The organism is Streptomyces sp. CNH287, from assembly GCF_000424825.1.
The window spans coordinates 1-21208 of record NZ_AUKQ01000026.1 but is presented as its reverse complement, the minus strand read 5'-3'; the positions used below and the strand labels follow the sequence as shown (position 1 = coordinate 21208).

General features: G+C 71.2%; 15 protein-coding genes and 2 pseudogenes. 8 read left to right on the top strand and 9 right to left on the bottom strand.

Going from position 1 to position 21208, the window contains the following annotated elements; genetic code table 11:
• Window positions 1–10: 10 nt before the first annotated feature.
• From H299_RS0122275 to H299_RS38540, 4 genes and pseudogenes are all read right to left on the bottom strand, one after another.
• Complete coding sequence (locus H299_RS0122275) at window positions 11–1591, bottom strand: MFS transporter (RefSeq protein ID WP_027750207.1); 1581 nt, start codon at window positions 1589–1591, stop codon at window positions 11–13.
• Window positions 1592–1663: 72 nt separating this feature from the next.
• Window positions 1664–2380, bottom strand: coding sequence for a DsbA family oxidoreductase (locus tag H299_RS35600; RefSeq protein ID WP_078512940.1), 717 nt, complete (start codon window positions 2378–2380; stop codon window positions 1664–1666).
• 344 nt (window positions 2381–2724) lie between these two features.
• Complete coding sequence (locus H299_RS0122265; protein WP_027750206.1) at window positions 2725–3636, bottom strand: NADP-dependent oxidoreductase; 912 nt, start codon at window positions 3634–3636, stop codon at window positions 2725–2727.
• A 192-nt stretch (window positions 3637–3828) separates the two neighbouring features.
• Window positions 3829–4435: pseudogene (locus H299_RS38540) on the bottom strand (transposase); the annotation flags it as partial.
• Between the two features lie 160 nt (window positions 4436–4595).
• Here H299_RS38540 and H299_RS35595 point away from each other — a divergent pair.
• Window positions 4596–6032 carry a helix-turn-helix domain-containing protein gene (locus H299_RS35595; protein WP_078512939.1) on the top strand — a complete coding sequence of 479 codons (1437 nt, stop codon included), beginning with the start codon at window positions 4596–4598 and terminating at the stop codon, window positions 6030–6032.
• An 18-nt stretch (window positions 6033–6050) separates the two neighbouring features.
• Here H299_RS35595 and H299_RS40565 read toward each other — a convergent pair.
• Window positions 6051–6938: pseudogene (locus tag H299_RS40565) on the bottom strand (threonine synthase); the annotation flags it as partial.
• A 534-nt stretch (window positions 6939–7472) separates the two neighbouring features.
• Between H299_RS40565 and H299_RS0122250 the strand changes: the two are divergent.
• The 6 genes from H299_RS0122250 (at window position 7473) to H299_RS35580 (ending at window position 14957) form a co-directional block, all read left to right on the top strand.
• Window positions 7473–8642, top strand: a complete 1170-nt coding sequence (locus H299_RS0122250; RefSeq protein ID WP_027750205.1) for an FAD-dependent oxidoreductase — start codon at window positions 7473–7475, stop codon at window positions 8640–8642.
• A complete protein-coding gene (locus tag H299_RS0122245; RefSeq protein ID WP_027750204.1) occupies window positions 8639–9607 on the top strand; it encodes an ABC transporter permease in 969 nt (322 codons plus the stop codon). The genes H299_RS0122250 and H299_RS0122245 overlap by 4 nt, the downstream gene beginning before the upstream one ends.
• Window positions 9604–10452, top strand: a complete 849-nt coding sequence (locus tag H299_RS0122240) for an ABC transporter permease (RefSeq protein ID WP_027750203.1) — start codon at window positions 9604–9606, stop codon at window positions 10450–10452. The genes H299_RS0122245 and H299_RS0122240 overlap by 4 nt, the downstream gene beginning before the upstream one ends.
• Window positions 10449–12266, top strand: coding sequence for an ABC transporter ATP-binding protein (locus tag H299_RS0122235; RefSeq protein WP_027750202.1), 1818 nt, complete (start codon window positions 10449–10451; stop codon window positions 12264–12266). Before H299_RS0122240 ends, H299_RS0122235 begins: the two co-directional genes overlap by 4 nt.
• A 124-nt stretch (window positions 12267–12390) precedes the next feature.
• Window positions 12391–13995 carry an ABC transporter substrate-binding protein gene (locus H299_RS35585; RefSeq protein WP_051262730.1) on the top strand — a complete coding sequence of 535 codons (1605 nt, stop codon included), beginning with the start codon at window positions 12391–12393 and terminating at the stop codon, window positions 13993–13995.
• The gene (locus tag H299_RS35580; protein WP_037760052.1) at window positions 13992–14957 is read left to right on the top strand and encodes a 2,5-dihydroxypyridine 5,6-dioxygenase NicX family protein; all 966 of its coding nucleotides are present in this window, start codon (window positions 13992–13994) and stop codon (window positions 14955–14957) included. Before H299_RS35585 ends, H299_RS35580 begins: the two co-directional genes overlap by 4 nt.
• 569 nt (window positions 14958–15526) lie before the next feature.
• Here the strand turns inward: H299_RS35580 and tpg are convergent.
• The 4 genes from tpg to H299_RS0122205 all read right to left on the bottom strand — a co-directional run bounded on the left by tpg (window position 15527) and on the right by H299_RS0122205 (window position 20126).
• Complete coding sequence (tpg, locus tag H299_RS0122220; protein WP_027750201.1) at window positions 15527–16084, bottom strand: telomere-protecting terminal protein Tpg; 558 nt, start codon at window positions 16082–16084, stop codon at window positions 15527–15529.
• Window positions 16085–16096: 12 nt separating this feature from the next.
• Entirely contained in the window at window positions 16097–18286 is a 2190-nt protein-coding gene (gene tap, locus H299_RS35575; RefSeq protein ID WP_486587372.1) for a telomere-associated protein Tap, read from the bottom strand.
• A 278-nt stretch (window positions 18287–18564) separates the two neighbouring features.
• On the bottom strand, window positions 18565–19161 hold the full coding sequence (ybiA, locus tag H299_RS0122210) for a riboflavin biosynthesis intermediates N-glycosidase (RefSeq protein WP_051262728.1): 597 nt from the start codon (window positions 19159–19161) through the stop codon (window positions 18565–18567).
• 557 nt (window positions 19162–19718) lie between these two features.
• Window positions 19719–20126, bottom strand: coding sequence for a DUF5997 family protein (locus H299_RS0122205; protein WP_027750199.1), 408 nt, complete (start codon window positions 20124–20126; stop codon window positions 19719–19721).
• A gap of 58 nt (window positions 20127–20184) precedes the next feature.
• On the opposite strand from H299_RS0122205, the gene H299_RS0122200 reads away from it, so the two are divergent.
• Window positions 20185–20925: a LysR family substrate-binding domain-containing protein gene (locus H299_RS0122200; RefSeq protein ID WP_106965846.1), complete on the top strand. Its 741-nt coding sequence runs from the start codon at window positions 20185–20187 to the stop codon at window positions 20923–20925.
• Window positions 20926–21208 lie beyond the last annotated feature (283 nt).

Below are 21208 nucleotides of genomic sequence, written 5' to 3'. Positions count from 1 at the left end.
TGGGTGGGTGTCAGGTGGTGTCTGCCGCTGCCAGAGGCTTTTCGTTCTTTTCTTTCGGCTGGTCTTCCCCCGGTCTCACCTTGCGCAGGAGGAGTGACGCGGCTACGGCGAGAATCAGTACGAGGGTCGCGCTGATACCGGCGGCGGTGCGCAGGCTCAGGGTGAATGCCTCGGCCGCCGCGTCACGCAGGTCCTCGCCGAGGCGGCCGGAGAGTCTGCCTGCGGCGGCCACCGCCGCTCCGGGCGTGTCCCGCGCGGCTTCGGCCACCGTGTCCGGGACACCGGCGGGCAGGCGGTCGTCGATCTCGTCGCGGTAGACCGCCGTGCCGATGCTCCCCATGATCGCAATGCCGAGCGCGGCGCCCAGGTCCGTGCCGGTCTCAGAGATCGCCGAGGCGGCGCCCGCCCTCGCCGGCGGCGCCGAGCCGATGATCATGTCGTTGCCCAGCGAGAGCGTCGGACCGAAGCCGAGGGACATCACGACACCGCCGACCATGATGACGGCGAACCCGGAGTCGGGGCCGACCTGGGTGAGAATCCCCAGACCCGTGGCCGCCAGTACCAGGCCGCCGGCCATCAGGTACGCCGGGCGCAGCCGCGTCGCGAGCAGCGGGGTCAGCATGGTGCTGAGAATGTTCGCCAGGGCGTTGGGCACTACGACCAGGCCGGCCTCGAACGGCGACAGCCCGACCACGGCCTGGAGATACTGCGCCACGAAGAAGTTCGTTCCCGTCATCGCGAAGACGACCAGCGTCAAAGTGCCGAGCGAGGTGCTGAAGGAGCGGTCGCCGAAGAGCCGCAGGTCGAGCAGGGGCGTGGCAAGCCCGCGCTGCCGCAGGACGAAGTAGACGCCGAGGACCGCGCCCGCCAGGAAGACGAGCACCGCGGGGACTCTGATTCCCGCCACCGCGAACTGCTTGAGCCCGTAGACGACCGACAGCGTGGACACCAGCAGGGTCAGCACGCTCACGAGGTCCAGGCGTCCTGGATCGGCGGTGCGGTACTCCGGCAGCAGGACCGGACCCACGACGACCAGCAGAAGAGCCACGGGAACGGCCAGCAGGAACACCGACCCCCACCAGAAGTGCTCCAGCATCAGACCGCCGATCACGGGTCCGAGCGCCGTTCCGGCAGTGAAGCTGGAGATCCAGACGCTGATGGCGACGGTGCGCTGCCGGGCGTCCACGAACATCGTGCGGATCAGCGACATGGTGGACGGCATCAGGGTCGCGCCCGCGACCCCCATCAGCGCGCGCGCCGTGATCAGCATCTCGACGCTGGTCGACAGCGCCGCGAGGAGGGAAGCGGCGCCGAAGGCCGCCCCTCCGATGACGAGGAGCTTGCGCCGGCCGATCCGGTCACCGATCGTGCCCATGGTGATCAGCAGGCCGGCAATGAGGAACCCGTAGATGTCGATGATCCACAGCAGTTGCGTACCGTCGGGTTTCAGGTCCGCGCTCAGGCTCGGTACCGCGAGGATCAGTACGGTCATGCTGAGGGCGATGACAACGGTGGGCAGCGCGAGCACCGCGAGCCCCAGCCATTCCCGTGTGGTCGCGCGAGGAGGCGCGGCGGCGTTCGCGGCGTTCATGGAAGCCCTCTCTGGATCTCGTCCTGGCGAGTCGGCGTGCGGGGGGTGTACGGACGGGGCGTCGTACGCCGGTCACGTCACCGGGGCCGTGGAGCGGCCGGCGACCGGCCGCCTCTTCTCCCACTCCTCGACAAGCATCGCGAGCATGGCGTCCGAGTCCACGGCCCCGTGGATGACCTGCCGCCCGTCGACGACGAAGGACGGCACCGAGGTCACCCCCGCGTGACGGGCTCCCGCCTCCTGCGCGCGGATCTCGTCGGCGAAGCGGTCGCCGCCCAGCAGGGAGACCACGTCGTCGTCCGCCAGCCCCACCTCGGCGGCCAGTTCCCGCAGCACGTCCCTGTCGGCGATGTTGAGCAGCTCGGTGTGGTAGGCCCGGAAGAGCCGGTCGTCCATGGCGTCGCCGGCCCCCTCCGTCCGTGCCAGCCGGGACAGCCGGTGCGCGTCGAACGAGTTGACGGGGCGCACCCCCTCCGGGCGCAGGACGACGCCTTCACCGGCCCCGAGCCTGCGGATCCTGTCGAACACCGCGTCGATGTCGGGCTTCGGCATGCCGTAGTTCGTGACCATGAGGTCCGCGAGCAGGTCGCCCTGGGTACGGCGATGATCCGGGCGCAGCTCGAAGGCGCGCCACTGCACGGTCACTTCGCCAGCGTGGAGAAAGCGCTCCAGAGCCTTCTCCCAGCGGAGCCTTCCCAGGTAACACCAGGGGCAGACGAGGTCGGACCAGATGTGAACCGTGAGCACGCGGAACCGCCTTCTCTCTTCGTCGTGGAGCGCGCTCGCCATGCTTCAACCTCAAGTGCGGTTGATGTCAAGACGGAGCGGATTCCGGGGCGGCGGCTCCGAGCCGGCTGCGAACCGGTGTCGAGCGGCCTTCGAATCCCGCTCCAGTGCGTCCCCTCGGCGCTCGGCCGTGCTGCTGTTGCGGCCCCGATGCCGGAGGTCGATCCGGTCACGACGGCGACCCGCTGTTCGGGCATGGGCGCACATCCTGCGTAGCCGGGAGCGCGGCGGCGCGGTCCGTACCCGTCCTACGGTCGCTGCCGCCGCTCGAAAGTGCCTCAAGTCGAAAGGGCCTCAAGAGGCTCTCGATCGAGCGGCGGTCCGGTAGCACAGTCGTTCCCGCCGGTTCAGTCGACCAGAAGGGCGATCTTGCCGCGCACGTGACCGCCTTCCATCTCCCGGTGCGCCTCGGCCGCCTGTGCCAGCGGGTAGGTGCGGGAGACCACGATGCGCAGCCTCCCCTCCTCGTACAGGCCGGTGAGTGCGCTCAGCCGCGCCGTGGAGCGCTGGGTGCTGATCGCCTGGATCCCGTACTCGCCGGCCCGGTCGAAGTCCGCGACGGTTCCGATGCGCTGCCTGTCCTGGACCAGTTCCAGCGAGACATCGAGCGCGGCGCCACCGATCGCGTCGAGCGCCGCGGTGACCCCGTCCGGTGCCAAGGCCTGCACCCGCTCGGCCAGGCCCTCGCCGTATGCGACCGGGACCGCCCCGAGGGAGCGGAGGTATTCGTGGTTGCGCGGCGCGGCGGTCCCGATCACGGTGCCACCGAGCGCCTTGGCGACCTGTACGGCCACCGTGCCCACGCCACCGGCCGCCGCGTGGATCAGAACGGTGTCACCCACGCCGACCTTGAGCTGCTCGACGGCGGTGTGCGCGGTCTGGCCGGACGCCGAGAGGACCCCGGCCTGGTCCCACGGCATCGACGCGGGCTTCCGCACCAACTGGTCGGTGGGAACGGCCACATACTCGGCGTGACCGGACAGCAGCGCCCATCCGAGGGCTTCGGTGCCGACCGGGAACCCGGCGGCGCCCGGGCCCACCTGGTCGACCACACCGGCGAATTCGTTACCGATCGTCCGCGGGAATCCCGCGGGCACGCCGGGGATCGTCAGGCCGCGCCGGATCGCGCAGTCGAAGGGCTGAATCCCGGCCGCCCTGATCCGCAGCCGGACCTGGCCGGGGCCCGCCTGCGGAGTCTCGACGTCGAGCAGTTCCACCACTTCGGGACCGCCGACGGAGTTGATAGCCGCTGCCTTCACACCGCGTCCTCTCGTCAACACCATGAACATCGCACAACGCGTGCGCAGCCGGTTCCGGCCGCACGTCGCCGCCATCCTGCAACTTCATGTCCGGTTCAGGTCAACACCGTTCATCCTCCGCGTCCCCGGCCCGTTCCGGGCGGAGCTCCGGCGCGGGCCGGTCCCGTTTCGCGAGCTTCTTGTAGCAGGTCAGTCGGGAAGGTCAGCGCCTTCGGTGGCCTTGACGATCTCGCGCCCGGCGGGGTTGACGCGCAGGGCGGTGAACCGGGAGTACCTCCGTGTGCGGCCGTTCTCGCTCTTGCCGGGACGGGATCCCTCCCGCCACCGCGCGGCCTGGCCGCTTTCCGGCCCGCCGCGATAGCCAGCTCCTTCACCGGTCGCGGTTCGTCCGGGAACGTGGGCACCGGCGGCCGTCCCGTCCCGCTGTAGGGCGGTGCCACCGGTACTGCCCCGGCGGGCTGGGCCGCGAGTGTGGTGGAGATCCCGACCATGTGGTGGAGGCCGCGGGCTTGCAGGCCGAGCCGGAAGGCGGCGGCATCCCCGTGTCCGGCGTCCGCGACGGCCAGGGGCACCTCGATGCCCCAGGAGCGGGTCTCATCGAGCATGTCGAGTGCGAGCTGCCACTTCTCCACACGCCCGACATCGTCGGGGAGCTGGCACGCGGTGCGGCGGGCGGCCTTGTCCGGACCGGCCTTGGCGGACCCGGCCGCCCAGGTCTCGGGCAGGAACAGCAGCGACACCCGACCTGGCAATCGGTGACCTTGCCCGCGGTACCGGTGTACTGCCGCGACACGCACGCCACCTCAGCAACTGACAGGTGCGCCGGGGCCCTCGCCCTGTTGCTCAGCCGGCTTGACACTCTCCTGGGGTGTCGGCTTGGGCAACGCATGTGCTGGACGGATCCGCGGGCGGCTTGCATCATTGTGCGGAAGTCCGTACATGATCGTACTGGGGGTGTGATGTCAGCCGAGGCACGCCTGCCGGGTGGGCTCGACCACGTCGAGTCGGACGGCCCCCTTGCCCGGCTGCAGCGCCTGGCGGACACGACGAGTGAGGAGTTCGGCCGCGCTGTCGGTATCGATGACCATCAGCTGAGGCTGCTGGTCTACACCGAGCAGACTCCGGAGGAGATGGATCAGGTCCGGCTGCTCTCGATCATGAAGAGGCAGTTCAGCCCGGACGTCATCGAGCACTTCGCTTCCCATGGGCTCTACAGCGCCACCTCGACGTTCGTCGTGCCCGCCAACGACCGCATCGGGCTCTACCAGCGCGTCTGCACGCCGATCCGGTGCCAGGGTCACCTGCTGGGGTTTCTCTGGCTGACCGACCGCGGCGACGAGCTGTCGAAGCGGGCCCGCGAGTGGCTGGACGAGGTCGCGGCCGAGGCGGGGATCGTGCTCTACCAACGGCTTGCGTCCAGCAACAGCAGCGCCCAGCGTATCCGCGAGTTGTGCAGCGACCTGTTGTTCGCCGATGCCGGCGGCCAGGCCGCGGCTGCCGGCCAGCTCGCCCGGCTGGAGCTGTTCCCGGCCGGTCAGGCCGCCGTGGCGCTGGTGGCGCCGCTGCCCGGGACGAAGCGCGCCGCGGATGCCGAGCGTGTGCAGGTGATGGCCGAGGAGGCGCTGCAGCGCACACCGCTGCGTCGCAGCGGTCACCACATGCTCCATCTGGTGCGCCCCGGCCAGGCGATCGTCGTGGTCACCTTGGACGCAGTCGACACACCTCCCTCCGGGGCCGGCGAGCTCGCCGCCCGATGGCGCGACAACCTCCAGGCGGCACTGCCGTCGCTGGAGACGGGGGGCACCGCCGTGGTGGGGGTGGGCGGTGCGGTCAGGGGCGTCGACGCCGTCGCCCGCTCGTATCGCCAGGCCGTCACGGCGGCGAGCCTGGCCACGGTCCGCCCGGATCACCGGGGTGTCGTGTTCTGGGACCAGCTCGGGCTCTACGCGAGGCTGGTCGAGCTGGGGCTGGACGGCATCGAGGTCGACGCGCTGCACGCCGGGCTGGCGGAACTCATCAATGATCCGCAACAGGAGGTGCTGGCGCGCACACTTGAGTGCTACCTCGACCACGCCGGCGACAGCCAGGCCACCGCTGAGGACCTCTTCGTCCACCGGACCACCCTGTATCACCGCCTTCGCCGGATCGAGAGCCTCACCGAGACCGATCTCAGCGAGGGCGATGACCGCCTCGTCCTGCACCTCGGCCTCAAGATCGCACGCCTGCAGCGCCTGGCCGGGGGGCACACACAGCCCCAGGACGACTTATCCGGCAGCCCGCATGACGGCCTCCATACCGGTCCGGCCCGCGCAGAGGTCATCGAGGAGGGGGCCGGGCAGCGGCTCCAGTGGCGCGTCGTCCTCGCCGGGCAGGATCTGGTCCTTGAGCCCCACTGATGTGCCCACCACGACGACCGAGTCAGCCGGATCGACCAACCCGTCCTGCACGGCACGCCGGACCCCGGCGAACGCGGCCGCCGAGGACAGCTCGTGGTGGGCTCCCGCGAGCCTGCCCAGCGCCTCCCGCGCCTGGAGCGCTTCCTGGTCGGTGACGGTCACGGCATGCCCGGCGCTGGCGCGTACCGCGTGCAGCGCCTGGTAGGTGCCCTGCGGGCAGGCGATCGAGAGTGCGCTGGGCGCCTGTACGGCGGCGGCGCGCGGCTGGTCGGTCCCGGTGCGCAGGGCCTCCACGAGGGTGCCCGTGGTCTCCACGGCGAGCATGCGGGGCAGGCGGGTGGTCAGACCGGCTGCGGCCAGTGTGCGGAAGCCCTTGGCGATACCGGAGAGTCCGTCGCCGTATCCGACCGGGACGGCGACCCAGTCCGGGAGAGCGCCGGACTGGTCCGCGATCTCCCAGGCGATGGGCTGGTAGCCGTCGACGAGGTAGGGGCTGCTGCCGATGGGCGGGTTGTGGAAGTTCCCGGCCGGGAACCAGCCCAGTTCTTCCACGCCGGCCTGCACCAGGCGCCAGCGGTCCTCGGCGGTGGCCACCGCGATCAGCTGTCCGCCGCATCCGGTGATCAGCCGGCGCATGGCCGGGGCGATGCTCGTCATGGTCACCACGACCGCACGCAGGCCGATGGCCGTCGCGGCGCGGGAGACGGCCGCGCCGTGGTTGCCTGAGGAGGCGACCACCAGGGTGTCCGCGCCGGCCTGCCGGGCGCGGACCGCGGCCACCTCCGCGAGCCGGTCCTTGTAGGAGAGGCTGGGATTCAGCCGCTCATCCTTGACGCTCACGCGCACTCCGATATCGGCGCTGAAGCGCTCCAGAGGGGTCAGCGGTGTCGGCGGGCGGGCCTCCATACGCGGCGGAAGCACCGCGGCCGCGAGTTCCGCGGTGCCGGACACCGTACTCGGCAGCGTTATCGCGGTGTCGCCGTTGACGCTGACACCGTCTTGGGTGAGGCATTTCGGGCACGGGTTGAAGGGGCGATCGATCGGCTGCTCGCAGCGGAGGCAGTAAACGTCAGGGAATTCAGGGAACATGAAGGGACAGTAGCGCGCGTCCCAGCTTTTTCAATGGTTCCGGATGACGCGCATCAGGTGATGCGGAAAGTTCGCCCAGGACAGCACGGGTGTTGCTTGCCACTGCCCGCGGGCGCCGGCGGGAGCGGCGATCTGCCAGGTGCCGGGCCTCGGCCGCCCCCTGGGACCGCTGGCCGGAAGGGGCGCAACACATGTTGCGCCGATTCCGGTAAGCGTCGGACAAACGTTGTGGTGCTCTTCGCGGCCGCCGCTATTACGCTCACCTCCATCGTGGCGGGCACGAGTTCCTTCGCATCGAGAGAAACAATTGGGGCGGCTCGCCGAGAAGTTTACCTACGGAGGCTCGCGACTGTGCCGAACAACACCGTCGACGTCGCTGTCATCGGCGCGGGAGTTTATGGCGCCAGTGTCGCCTACCATCTTGGCCGGGCGGGCGTGCAGACCACGATCTTCGAACAGGATACTCCTGGAGCCGGACCGACCGGGAGTTCAAGCGGAATGTGCCGGGCGAACTACAAGAATGCGTTCCTGGCGCAGATCGCGGCGGAGAGCATGGCCATGCTGGAGGATTTCGCGGCGCTCACCGAGGGCGGCGACGCCGGCTTTCACCGCACCGGTCTGCTCTACCTCTACCCGCCCGAGGCGGCCGGTACCGTGCCGGCGCAGCTGGCCGAGCTGGCCGGGCTGGGTATCCGCCTGGAGCCTGTGGGGCCCGCGGAGATGGGCCGCAGCTACCCGTATGTCAGCCTGGCCGAGGGCGAGTCGGCGGTGTGGGAGGCCGGCGGCGGCTACGCCGACCCGGCTCTTGCCACCAGCGCTCTGTTCGCCGACGCCCGGCGCCACGGCGTCCAGACACGGCTGCGTACGAAGGTGGTCCGCGTCCAGGCGCGGAATGGCGGGGGCGCGGTTGTCCACACCGCCGAGGGCGAGAGCGTCGAGTGTGCCCGCGTGCTGCTGGCTGCTGGGCCCTGGACCCGGCCGCTGGCGCGCGGGTTGGGGGTCGAGCTGCCGCTGACCGTGGAGCGGCACATCGTCGCGCTGTTCAACTGGGGCGAGGCGGCCCCGATGAGGCACGGCATCAGTGACATCAGCGGCGGGTACTACCTCAAGGCCGAGGCAGGGTCGCACTTCTGCTTGGGAAGCCTGCTGCCGGACGCGTCGGCCGACCCGGACGACTTCCGCCGTTCGGTGCGCGTGGAGGAGGCCATGGCCCTGGCCGAGCGTGCCGTTCGGCGGGTGCCCGCGCTGGAGGCGGCCACCTTCACCGGCGGCTGGGCGAGCGTGTATGACGTCAGTCCGGACTGGCAGCCGGTGATCGGCGAGATCGCCGAGGGCGTCTTCGTCATGGCGGGGACCAGCGGGCACGGCTTCAAGCTCGCCCCGGCGCTGGGCCGGCACATCGCCGCCATGGTCACCGGCGGCGACCAGGAGGGCGGCTTGGCCCAGTTCAGTCCGCAGCGCTTCACCGGCGGGAGTGAGCCGCTGTCCGCGGGCTTCGGCACGGCACGGATCCTGGGATGAGAGCCCGGGCGCTTCTTCTGTTCGCCGCGCGGCGCCTCCTGGCGCTCTCGGCGCTTCTGGTCGGCGTCTCCTTCGTCGTTTTCGCCCTGCTGCGCCTGGCTCCCGGCAGCGCAGAGCAGGTTCTGCTGGGCACCCGCCCCGCCACCCCGGAGCTGCGTGCCTCCATCCGCGCCCAGTTCCACCTCGATCTGCCCTTCCTCCAGCAGTACTGGCTGTGGCTGCGTGATGCGGTGACGCTCGACTTCGGCAGCTCGATCCGCAACGGGCGGCCGGTCACCGACGTCATGTCCGCGCGGCTGCCGATATCGCTGTTCCTGGGCGGTTACGCCTTCGTGCTCGCGGTCGTGATCGGCGTACCGCTCAGTGTCGTGGCGGCGATGCGCAAGAACAGTCTGATCGACCGCGGCGCGGTCGGTGTCAGTGTCCTGTTCGTGAGCGCCCCGTCGTTCGTGACCGGTGCCGGACTGCTGTACGTCTTCGCCATCGCCCTCGGCGCTTTCCCCAGCTACGGCACCGGCGAGGGTTTCTGGGACCGGCTGTGGCACCTGACGCTGCCCGCGGTCGCGCTGGCGCTGACCGCGATGGCACTCATCGTCAAACTGACCCGCGCCGCCATGATCAGGGTCCTTGAGCAGGACTTCGTCGACTTCGCCCGCGCCCGGGGCGTCCCCGCCTCCCGGGTGGTCTTCCGGCACGTTCTGCGCAACGTGCTGGTTCCGCTGGCCACCGCGGCCGGCCTGGTGCTGACGATCGTGCTGACCGGGACGATCCTGGTGGAGAGCACGTTCACACTGCCGGGGCTGGGGACGACGCTGGTGGAGGCGGTCCAGCACAAGGACCTGCCGGTGCTGCAGGGCGTCGCGATGCTGCTGGCCACGCTGATCGTGTTGGTGCAGCTGCTCGTCGACCTCGCCTACGCCGTGATCGATCCGCGGATCACCTTCTCCCAGGGGCGGGCGGCATGAGCGCCCCCGAAGAGGTCCTGGAGACCCGGCTGGGGCGTCCGCCCTGGCTGATCGCCGGATGCATGGTCTACGTGCTGGCCGTGGTGGCGTGCACCGTCGCCGCAGGGTGGCTCACGCCGTACTCCCCCTCCGCCCAGGACCTGACGAACACGCTCCAGGCGCCCGGTGACGGGCACCTGCTGGGCACCGACGCCTCCGGGCGCGACATCTTCTCCCGGCTCATCGCCGCCGCCCAGGCCGGTTTCATCGGGCCGCTGCTGGTGGCCCTGGGGGCGGCGCTGGTGGGCACCGTGGTGGGGCTGCCCGCCGGCTACCGGGGCGGCTGGCTGGACTCGGCGGTCATGAGAGCGGCGGACCTGGTGTACGCGCTGCCCGGCCTGCTCGTGGCGATCGTGCTGCTGGGTGTGCTGTCGGGCGGATACTACGCCGCGGTCCTGGCGCTGGTGCTGTTCATGGCGCCGAACGACGTGCGGATCGTGCGGGCGGCGGCGCTGGAGCAGCGGCATCTGCCGTATGTGGATGCCGCGCGCGCCACCGGTCTGCCCGCCCGCCGGATCATGTACCGGCACATCTGGCCCAACCTGGTGCCGTTGGTGGTGGCGAACGCGTGCACCACCTTCGCCTACGCCCTGGTCTCCCTCTCGGCTCTGTCCTTCCTGGGTTTCGGCAGCACGGCTGATGCTCCCGATTGGGGCCTGATGCTCAGCAACGGGCTGCCGCATCTGGAGACGGCGCCCTGGCAGGTGCTGGCGCCGGGGGCGGCGCTGGTGCTGACGTCGCTGGCGATGAACCTGATCGGTGACTGGATCTTCGAGCAGCTGGAGCGGCGAGGGAGGACGCAATGAGCGACATCGTGCTGAGCGTGCGCGGCCTGCAGATCAGGGCGACCGGAGGCGGGAGGACGATCGTCTCCGATCTGGACCTGGCGGTCCGTGCGGGCGAGGCCCTGGGCGTCGTCGGAGAGTCCGGGAGCGGGAAGTCGATGACGGCCCGCGCGGTGATGAACCTGCTGCCGCCGGGGGTGCGGGCGCGCGGCGAGGTGACCTTCGGCGGGCGCAACCTGCTGGGCCTGTCCCAGCGGGAGATGGCGAAGGTCCGCGGTTCCGGCATCGCGATGGTCTTCCAGGATCCGTTCACCATGCTCAACCCGCTCATGCGCTGCGGTGACCAGATCACCGAGCTGTTGAGGGATGAGCGGGGCAGGCGGCTGCGGGGCGGGCAGCGCCGTGAGGAGGCCGTGCGGCGGCTGGCCGAAGTCGGCATCGAGGACGAGGGCGTCGCCCGGGCCTACCCCTTCGAGCTCTCCGGCGGGATGCGGCAGCGCGTGGGCATCGCCGCGGTCCTCGCCCGTGATCCGCAGGTCCTCATCGCCGACGAGCCCTCCACCGCCTTGGACGTCACCACCCAGAAAGCGATCCTGGACAGCCTCAAGCAGCTCCAGCAGACGCGGGGGATCGCGCTCCTGCTGATCACGCACGATCTGCGGGTCGCCTTCGATGTGTGTGACCGCCTCGCGGTGCTGTACGCGGGCACCGTGCTGGAGACCGGCGCCGCCGCGGACATCGAAGGCGAACCCCACCACCCCTACACCAGCGGCCTGCTGCGCTCCGAGCCGCCGGTGGACCGCAGGCTGCACCGGCTCGCCGCCATCGGCGGCTCCGTGCCCTCCCCCGACGCGGTCGCCGATCGCTGCGCGTTCTCCCCCCGGTGCGCGTGGAGCCAGAGCGCGTGCACGCACGCACGCCCGGCGCTGCGCCCGAGCGCTCCGGACCGCCAGAGCGCGTGCGTGCGGCTGCCGCACATCGCCACGGAGTTGGCGGCGGCCCGCACAGCGGCCCTCGCGGAGGCTCCCGTCCCGGAGCCGGGAGCGGCGGCAGCGCCTCTGGTGGAGGTCCGCGAGGTGGGCAAGACCTTCGGGCGGCGCACCCGCGGCAAGCGCCGGACGGCGGCGCTGCGCGAGGTCTCCCTCCACATCGACCGGGGCGAGAGCGTCGGCCTGGTCGGCGAGTCGGGCTCGGGCAAGACCACGCTGGGCCGCTGCCTGGTCGGCTTGGAGCAGGCCACCAGCGGCACCGTGACCGTCGGCTCCCTCGACGTGCGCGATGTCGCCGCGCTCTCCGTCGCCGAGCGGCGGACGCTGAGCCGCACCGTCCAGATGATCTTCCAGGACCCCTACTCGACACTGAACCCGGTCCGCACCGTGGGCGCCGTCCTGACCGAGGCACTGGCCGTCCACCGACGGGAGGGCGCCACTCCCCTCACGGCCGGTGACCTCCTTCAACAGGTGGGGCTGCCACCGGAGTACGCGCGCCGCAAACCCTCGGCCCTCTCGGGCGGGCAGCGCCAGCGGGTGGCGATCGCACGCGCCCTGGCGGCCGGCCCCGACCTCCTGGTCTGCGACGAAGCCGTCTCCGCCCTGGATGTCTCCGTGCAGGCGCAGATCCTCAACCTGCTCGGCGAGCTGCGCACCAGCCTGGGCCTCGCGCTGCTGTTCATCACCCACGACCTGGCCGTCGCGCGGCAGGTGACCGACCGCCTCTACGTCCTGCACGGGGGCGAGGTCGTCGAGCACGGCGCCACCGCCGACCTCCTCGACCGTCCCAGCCATCCCTACACCCGCCTGCTTGTCGACTCCGTACCGGGCCGACGCCCCGCATGACCGCGTATCACCGCGTATCACCGCGTGAAAGGACGGCACAATGAACATCCAAGCCCCAGGAACGGGAACTGCCGGCTCCGGGAGAGCGGAGCACGTCGTCGAGCGGCGGCGTGTCCTGCACGCCATGGGCGTCGGAGGAATCGCGCTGGCCCTGCCCGCCCTCCTTGCCTCCTGCACCGCGGGCACCGACTCCGGCGGCCCGGCGGGCACCGGCGGCAAGGGCACCGATGAGGAGATCGACTCCGTGAAGTGGGGCGTCCGCTCCGCCGTGGAGTCCCTGGATGTGGGCACCGTCCCCGCGGTGGACGGCATGATCGCGATGGGCCTGGCCCTGGAGGGCCTGGTCGCCCTGGACGCCGACCTCAAACTCAAGCCGTCTCTCGCCGAATCCTGGAAGACCCCGGACAACCTGCACCACATCTTCCGGCTGCGCCAAGGCGTCCGTTTCTGGGACGGGACCCAGCTGAGCGCGCAGGACGTCCTGTGGTCCATCCAGCGCCACCTCGATCCGGGCGGCGCCTCCAGGATCGCGGGCTACTTCAGCAACGTCGCCTCCGTACGGGCGACCGGCGAGCACGAGATCACCATGACGCTCCGCAGGCCCGATCCCACGGTGCTGTACACGCTGAGTTTCACCTTCATCACCCCGAAGAAGTTCAGCCAGAAGCTCGGCGACAAGCTCGGCGCTCCCTCCGGCACGGTGACCACCATGGGCACCGGCCCCTACCGCGTCACCTCCTACTCCGCCGAGTCGGGCATCACCTACAAGCGCTTCGACACCTACTGGGGCGAGCGGCCGAAGGTGCGCTCCGCCCAGCTGAGCTTCCTCACCAGCCAGCAGTCCCAGCTCTTCGCCGTCCGCTCAGGCGAGGTGCAGGGAATCTTCGACTTCGCCGTCGAGCAGGGCAAGACCTGGGACGGCATCGGCGGCGTGGCCACCCAGTACGCCCCGGGCAACCGGTCGCTGTTCCTGTGCTTCAACATGGACACCGCACCGTGGGACGACGTGCACGTGCGCCGTGCCCTGCTGTACGCGGCCGACCGCGCCGGCTACATCAAGGCATTCCTCGGCGGTCACGGGGAGGTGGCCTCCTCCATCGTGCCCAAGTCGCACTGGTGGAGCATCCTCGGCAAGCGCGAGACGGACAAGATCTACGGCAAGCTCACCGACTACGGCTACGACCTGGCCGCCGCGCGCCGGGAGCTGGCCAAGTCAGCGCATCCGGACGGCTTCACCGCCGACGTCGAGTACCCCGACCACGAGCCGTCCGTGGGCCGGGCGCTGGTCAGCCTCTCCGAGGCGGTCCGCGACCTGGGCATCACCCTCAACGTCCGCGAGCGCACCCGGGCCGAGTGGGGCGCGAAGATCGACTCCCGCAAGGGCATCGGCCTGTACTACCTGGGGCTCTCCCCCGACTATCCCGACCCGGTCAACTTCATGACCATCTGCCTGGCCTCGAAAGAGGCCGGCGGCGCCTACAACCTGGCCAACTTCCGTGACAAGCGCGTCCAGACGCTGCTGACCCAGCAGGCCGCGCTGCTCAAGGGCTCCGAGCGCGCGCCGCTGCTGGCCGAGATCCTCCAGATCGCCGACGAGCAGGTCCCCTACCTCCCGCTGTGGTGGCAGCAGAGCTCGCTGGCCCTGAAGAAGGACTACGTCTACGAGGACTTCAGCAGCTACCACTACGTGCTGCCCGCGTTCCTGGGCGACGTGAAGGCGCGGGCATGAGCCCGGCAGGGGGGCTTGAGGAGGCCCTGGACACGCTCATGGAGCACAACCTGGCGCTGCGCCCGGGCGAGAACCTGCTGGTCCTGGCCGACCGCGCCTCGGCCGGCCTGGCGGATGCGATGTGGCGGGCGGGCGCGCGGCGCCGAGCGGAGGTGGCCACCGTTTTGATCGATGACCATGGCGAGCTGGAGCTGCCCCGGGTCGCGGAGGCCGCCTTGATGGCGTGCGACGTCTTCCTCGCCCCCACACACCGGCGCTCCCTCTCCCACGCACCCGCGCGGCTGCGCGCCACGGCGGCGGGCGCCCGCGGCGCGACGCTGCCCGGCGTGACCGAGCAGATGATCACCCGGCTCCTCACCGCCGACCCCACGGCCCTGCGCCGGCGCTCCACGGCCGTCGCCCAGCTCCTGGACGCCGCGACCACCGCGCGGGTGACCTGCCCGCGGGGGACCGAGCTGACGCTCGACATCAGCGGCCGCCCCGGGGGCGCCGACACCGGAGACCTCACGGCCGCGCACGCCTTCGGCAATCTGCCCACCGGTGAGGCGTTCGTCGCGCCCCTGAACGGCAGCGGCCGCATCGCGGTGCGCAGCGTGACACCGCACGGCCTCCTCGACCCTTCGATGCTCCTGCAGGTCCACGAGGGCCGCCTGGCCGGTGCGGAGGGCCCGCACGCGCGCGACTTCCTCGCCCATCTCGACGCCCACGGCCCCACAGCCCGCAACCTGGCCGAACTGGGTGTCGGCACCAACGACCGCGCCACCTGGACCGGCAACGTCCTGGAGGACGAAAAGATCTTGGGCAGCGTCCACGTCGCGTTCGGCTCCAGCGCCGGGTTCGGCGGCACGGTGGCCGCCTCCGTCCACCGCGACGTCGTGATCATCGATCCCACCTTGGACATCGGCTCCACCCGCGTGATCGAGCACGGCCGCTGGCAGCTGGAGGCCCCGGCCCCCCGCTGATCCGGCCGCGCCCCGGCCACCCCCGCCCGTGCCGCCCGGACCACGTACCCGCACGCCCCTGAACCGGCTGGGTGAGTGCGGCCGGCAGCCTCAGTTTCGTCGCCTCCTCGCGTTCCGAGAGCGCCAGCATCCGGGCGTTGCCCGCGTAGGCGAGGGCGAGGTCGATGATGCGGCGAGAAGGCCGGCTGCCGGCGTATGCCGCGGCGTGGTCGATCATCCACTGGGCGGCATCGTCGGCCTGCGTCTGCCACCGCTCCCGCTCGTCCGCGAGGGCCCAGATGAGAATCTCCATCGAGAAACAGCAAGGAACGCCGCACAGAGCCAGTCACGGGAGCACGATAGCGACAGAGCCAAACTGGGGACGGCACAGAGGGCCGCTGCCTCGATGACCAATTTCAGGGTCGGCGTACTGCCCTGGGAAGCGCAGAGGGCAGGAGTCCGCGCCCGGTGGGGCGGGGAGGGGCGTTCCTCAGAGGGTGGTGCGCGGTTGCCAGGCTACGTCCCCATCCGGGGGGGGCAGTTCTGTTGGGCCCTCCATGGGGGCTCGCCTGCTGTTCGGGGCGCGGCTGCTACAGGTCGAACTCCAGGTGCTCCACGTCCGTGAACCGGACCTCTTCCAGGCTCCCGGCGCGGTGGCCGCCGTCCTGGAAGTAGACCTCCTTGAGGGCTTCGGCCGCGATCTGCTGGAGTTGCTGGTCGGTGGCGCCGGCCTCCTGGGCGTCGAAGAGGCGGGCGGCGTAGCGGGGTGGCAGGGCGAGGGTCAGATGCCGGATGCGGTCCTGGTCGGTGGACCCGATCGGTGCGGTGTAGCCAAGGCGGGCGCGGGTGTCGATGACGATGCCGCCGGTGGTCGCCGCCTTCTGTCGGGCCTTGGCGCGGATCTGCGGCTGCCAGCGCGCCTTCACCTGGCGCTCCAGGCGCGCGGCGAGGTCCGGGCGGGGCTTCCTCGCCTTGCCGGCCACGTACCGCTCCACCTGCCGCTGGGACATTCTGAGGAGTTCGGCGACGGCCTTCGTGCCGCCCAACTGCTTGACCAGGTACCGCATCTGCGGGCCCGCAGACTTGGGGGCGGGGCGGGTGAACGCCTTGTGCACCGCGGCGTCCAGGCCGTCCCCGAACATGCTCATCGTGGACCTCTCCTACTCGCCGTTGTCGACGTCGGTGACGGTGCCGTCCTTGATGTACCGGGCGAGGTTGAGCCCCGGCGCCTCGAACTGGTCGCGCACTCCTTCACCCCACAGCACACTCTGGGTGCCCTCGTGCTTGACCAGGCCGGGGTTGATGCCGAGCTTGAAGCCGCCGGGCAGGGGCTTGCCTCCCCGGTAGGGCAGGAAGTCGAGCGGCGAGGGGCCGCCGGCGGCGTAGACGACGCAGTCGGAGAGGATCGCGACCGGGTACTGGCCGGTGAACGCCGCGTGTCTGACGATCTTGCGGTGGAGGTTGATGCGGGTGCGGGAGATGACCGCCGCGCGGATGTCCGGCCGCCAGGTGGGGCGGGAAAGCGCCCGCCACGGCTCGCCCGGCCGCCAGCCCTCCCCGCGCGGGCGCTCGCGCAGCTTGCCCAGACCGCCCTTGACTGTGGCCTTGATCGCCGAGACGACGAGTCCCAGCTGCGGGTCGCGGTCCTTGTAGCCGTTCATCGCGGTGAGGAAGTCGGCCGGGGCAAGGTCGGCGTGGACGCCGAGGTCGGCCATCGTGGCGAGGTAGGCGTCGCGCAGCCGCTGGTACCAGCCGTCCAGGTAGCGGCCGCTCTCGCGCCGTACCCACGCCTCGGTCGGGTGCACCTCGTAGCCCAGCTCCACCGCGTAGGCGACGGTGGGCGTCGCGTACCAGGCCGGGCCGGTCGGTCGCTCGCCCTTCGGTGTGAACGGGCTCGGCAACAGGCCGGCGTCCAGCTCCAGCCGCTCCTTGCCGGCCTTCACCTTGGACAGGTCGACGTGGCTCAGGTCCACCAGCCAGCTGCCGGGCACTTTCGGGTCGAAGACCGGGCTGGTGACGTGCGTCGGCTCGCCGAGGCCGACGTTCAGCCCGTTCGCTCCGGCGGCGAACGCCATGTTCACGTCGATGCCCACGAGGTTGCGGCGCAGGCATTCGTCGTCCGTCATCGGCCGGGCCCAGTCGTAAGCCTCCTCGAAAAGCTTCTGCGCCGGGCCGCGCACGTGGAAGCGCGGCAGGTCCTTGACGAGCGGGTGTCCGTCGGGGGCCTCGCACGGCGCGCAGTCGACCGGGGCCTTCCCCAGTGAGCCGGGGTTGTGCTCGGGGTGCCGCTTGCCGTCGGCGTCCGGCTCGGAGGCGCGGATGGGCGGGTGCAGCGCGGTCATCAGCTCAAGGCCGGTCACGGCGGTCGATCCGCGCGGCGTCATCACCCTGGAGGCGTACACGCCCAGGACGCGGGCGAGTTCGGCCGGCGCAAGCTGCGCGGCGTCGCCCCAGTGCCGGATGTCCAGCGCGTTCCACGACGGGATGCACAGCTGCACGCACGCGCGCTCCGAGCCGGTGGCGGGGCGGTAGATCCGCGCCCACGGCCCGAACCCGCGCTTGGTCAGCTGCCACTGCGCGCGGGTCAGCTGGTTGATGACCTTGTGGCCCTCCGGAATGCGCCCCGCGTGCCGCTCCTCCTGCGTGAGCGCGGCCGGGAGGCCGTAGCGCTCCAGCGCGGCCTCGGTGAGCACGAGCAGCGGGTCGGCGTCCTTGCCGGGACCGGCGAGCTTGGGCGCCCCGAGCTTCGCCTCCGTGAGGGTCCAGTCCACCAGGGACGGGATGCTCTTGGCGGGCACGTCCAGGACCAGGCCGCCGGTGCAGTACGCCAGCACCGTGCCGTCGGCGCCGACGTCGAGGACCGCCAGCGGCCCGTTCTCGAACCGCGGGCCGGGGCCTCCCTCTTCGCGCCGGGACGACGCGTCGACGGCCTGGTGGTGTTCGCTGGGCGGCGCGCGGCGTCCGGAGCGGCGGCGAAGGAGGCCGGGGCGGGGGGCTGGGTGTTCTCGGCTGCAGTCATGACCGCAGCCTCGGACGCCAAAGCTGTGGGCGGGGACCGGGATTCCGCCGGTGCGGGTGCGTCGGTGAGCGTGGCGGGCACCGGGGCCGGGTAGAGCTTTGCGAGCTGCGCCAGCAGCCGTGCGTATGCCTCGCGCTCGGGGCCGCGCGGCTCGGTGGGCTTCTTGGTCGACTCCCAGGCGGACACCGTGGCCCGGCGGACCTTCAGCGCGCCGGCGACGTCGTCCAGCGTCAGGCCATGAACCGTAAGGTTCGCATACTTCCACCGCACAAATACCGTACGTACCCTCAAGTCGTTGGACTGTCGCTGGCAGGGGCGCATGGGTTGACATTGCCCCCTCGCAGTGAAGGCTGAGCATTCTCGTCGAAGGTGGAGCGCGGACGTGCCGCAGGTTCAGGTGCCCGTTGAGGGCCCTCGGCGTGCATGCCCGCGCCGCGAGTCGGGCGGCTCGCCGCCTTGTTGGCGGCCACGATGATGCGGTCTGCTCCAGGCGGGCCTTCGTCGCCCATGCTGACGACTCCGGGCACGCGGTCAGCCGACTGGAGTCCGAGTCTTACGCCACGGCGGCGACGTGCCCGGCAAGGTCGGGGGCGATGGCCGCACGGAGCGTCATGGCATCCGGTGGTCAGCGTCTTCCAGACGGGCGCGTGTCTCCATCAGGGCGAAGCCGAGCAGGTTCTGGCCTTTCCACCGGGTTGGATCGGTAGCGCGGCCGTCGTCGGCGGCGAGCCCGATCCCCCACACACGGTCGAGCGGACTTGCCTCGACCAGCACCCGATTTCCCGTGCCCAGGAGGTAGGTGGCCAGCGCGGGGTGCTGCTGGAACTTGGCGAGGTTGCCCGCGACGACGAGGCCGAACCGGGCGGCGGCCCAGCGCTCTTCGCTGAAGCCGCGGACCAGGCGCCCGTGCTCCTTGGCCTCGGCGGGCGTGCGCGCCGAGAGGACCGCCGCGAGGGACGCGTCGTCACCGAAGAGGCGGGCTTTGCCCGCCATCATCCAATGCTCGGCGCTGGGATACGCCACACCCTCCACGGTGAACGGGGACAGCCACCATTGACTGAGCGCTTCCCGGCCGACAGCACCGTCCCGCTGCGGCTGATGCCCCCAGAACATCAGCCACTTCGGCCGCGCTCCGGCGGCGACGAGCGCCACGAGATCCTCTCGTGTGCGGGCGCGGGCACAACTCACCGCGTCGAACGATTCCATGACAGGCATCCTCCCAGCCACCCACGGCAACGGGCAGCCCGGTGACATCGCGAACGGGCCTCGCAGCGGGGCCCGCGGCGGGCGCGGTGGTCTGGTCGTCGACCACCGAGTCGCGCACGAAGGCGGCCCGGTCGGTGCAGGGGACTTCGAGCGAGCGGGCGGTCGTCCTCGCCGGAACCACCTTGGCGACCGATCCGCACGAGGACCGCGAACTGGCCGCCGCCGACGAGTACGGCCTCGAGCAGGGCGCGGTTGCCGGGACGGGCGCACTTGACCAGTTCGCCGGCAGACGGTCTCGCGCGCCCTCACGCGCAAGCCCTGTGATCTCGCGGACCGGGTGTCCCAAATCGCCCCCACTGGCATCTGGAGCGCCGCCTGACCAACGGCCTCCAGGTGACACCCCCACCGCAGTACGCCCCTGGCCGGGAGACCGGGGCGTCTGCGTCTGATCCGCTAAGTCGTTGCGGGAGGTATTCGTGCGGCGAAAGGGGAAAACCGGGGGGAAGCCGTCCTGGCGGCTGTGGCCCCGGTACATCGGTCAGGGAGCGGGGGCTGCGTCAGCGGGCTTGTCCGCCCCGTTCCGCCTGCTGCTTCGGCCTGTTCTTCTCCTTGATGCGCACCGCTTCCTTGCGGACCTCGGCCTGAGTGGCGCGTTCCTGCCTCAGCCACTCGGGGAGTTCCCTCTTCAGCGCCTCGATCTGCTCGGTGGTGAGGGGCTCGGTGGCCCCGCCACGCGCGAGGCCGGAGGTGGAGACGCCCAGTTTCGCCGCTACGACCGGGCGGGGGTGCGGCCCGTTGCGGCGAAGTTCCACAAGCCACTCCGGCGGATCGGCCTGCAGCGCGTTCAGCTCGCTGCGCGAGACGGCGCCCTCCTGGAACTCGGGGGGCGTGGCCTCGAGGTACACACCCAGTTTCTTCGCCGCGGTCGCGGGCTTCATGGTCTGGGAGTTCTGGCGAGACGTCATGACGTCCAGGGTATCGAGTGCGCGTCGGGCCCCCGACCGCGCCCGCTATTCTGGCGGCGTGGCCAGCTCTGAAGCATCCCCGTCGTTCCGGGTCGCGTACGTACCGGGCGTGACGCCGGCCAAGTGGGTGCGGATCTGGAACGAGCGGCTGCCCGACGTTCCGCTGATCCTCGTCGCGGTGAGCGCCGCCGAAGCGTCGGAGGTGCTGCGGGAGGGCGGCGCCGACGCGGGCTTCGTACGGTTGCCGGTCGACCGTACGTACTTCAGTGCGATCCCCCTCTACACCGAGACGACGGTGGTCGTGGTCCCCAAGGGCCACGCGGTGACGGAGGCTGAGGAGGTCACGACCGGGAGTCTGGCCGACGAGGTCGTGCTGCATCCCCTTGACGACACCCTCGGCTGGGAGCGGCTGCCGGGCCGGCCGGCGATCGAGCGGCCCGCCACGACAAAGGATGCGGTCGAACTGGTGGCGGCAGGGGTGGGCCTGCTCGTCGTACCGCAGTCTCTCGCCCGCTTGTACCACCGCAGGGACCTCACCTACCGGCCGGTCACCGATGCCCCGCAGTCACGTGTCGCACTGGCGTGGCCGGAAGAGAGGACCACCGACATGGTGGAGGACTTCATCGGGGTCGTCCGCGGGCGGACCGTCAACAGCACGCGGGGGCGTGCAGCCGCCCCGGCGCAGCCGAAGCGCGCCTCGGCACGCGGTGCGCAGGGCAAGTCCGCGGGAGGAAATCCGCGTCAGGGCACCGGAGGCCCCCGGGGCGGCAGGCGCCGCGGGCCTCGCCGCCGGTCGTAGCCTCGGCGCCACGCCCGCCGCCCGGGCGGTGGGGTCTGCCACAGGGGGCCTGCGACGCCCGCGTCCGCCGCCCGGCGGGTGCGGGGAGGCCATCGCCGCTGTCTTCAGCTTGCGGTGACGGCTCCCGTGGACCGTCGAAAGCAGCGGCACGGTGCTTTCGGGCGGCACCGCTGCCGGCCTGGATCTGGTCCTTCGCTCCGGCGAGGCGAGACCTGACCGCAGTCATCGCCTCGCGGGTCAGTCGCCGGCAGCTGCGGCGGAGCCGGTGGGATACGCGGGCGCC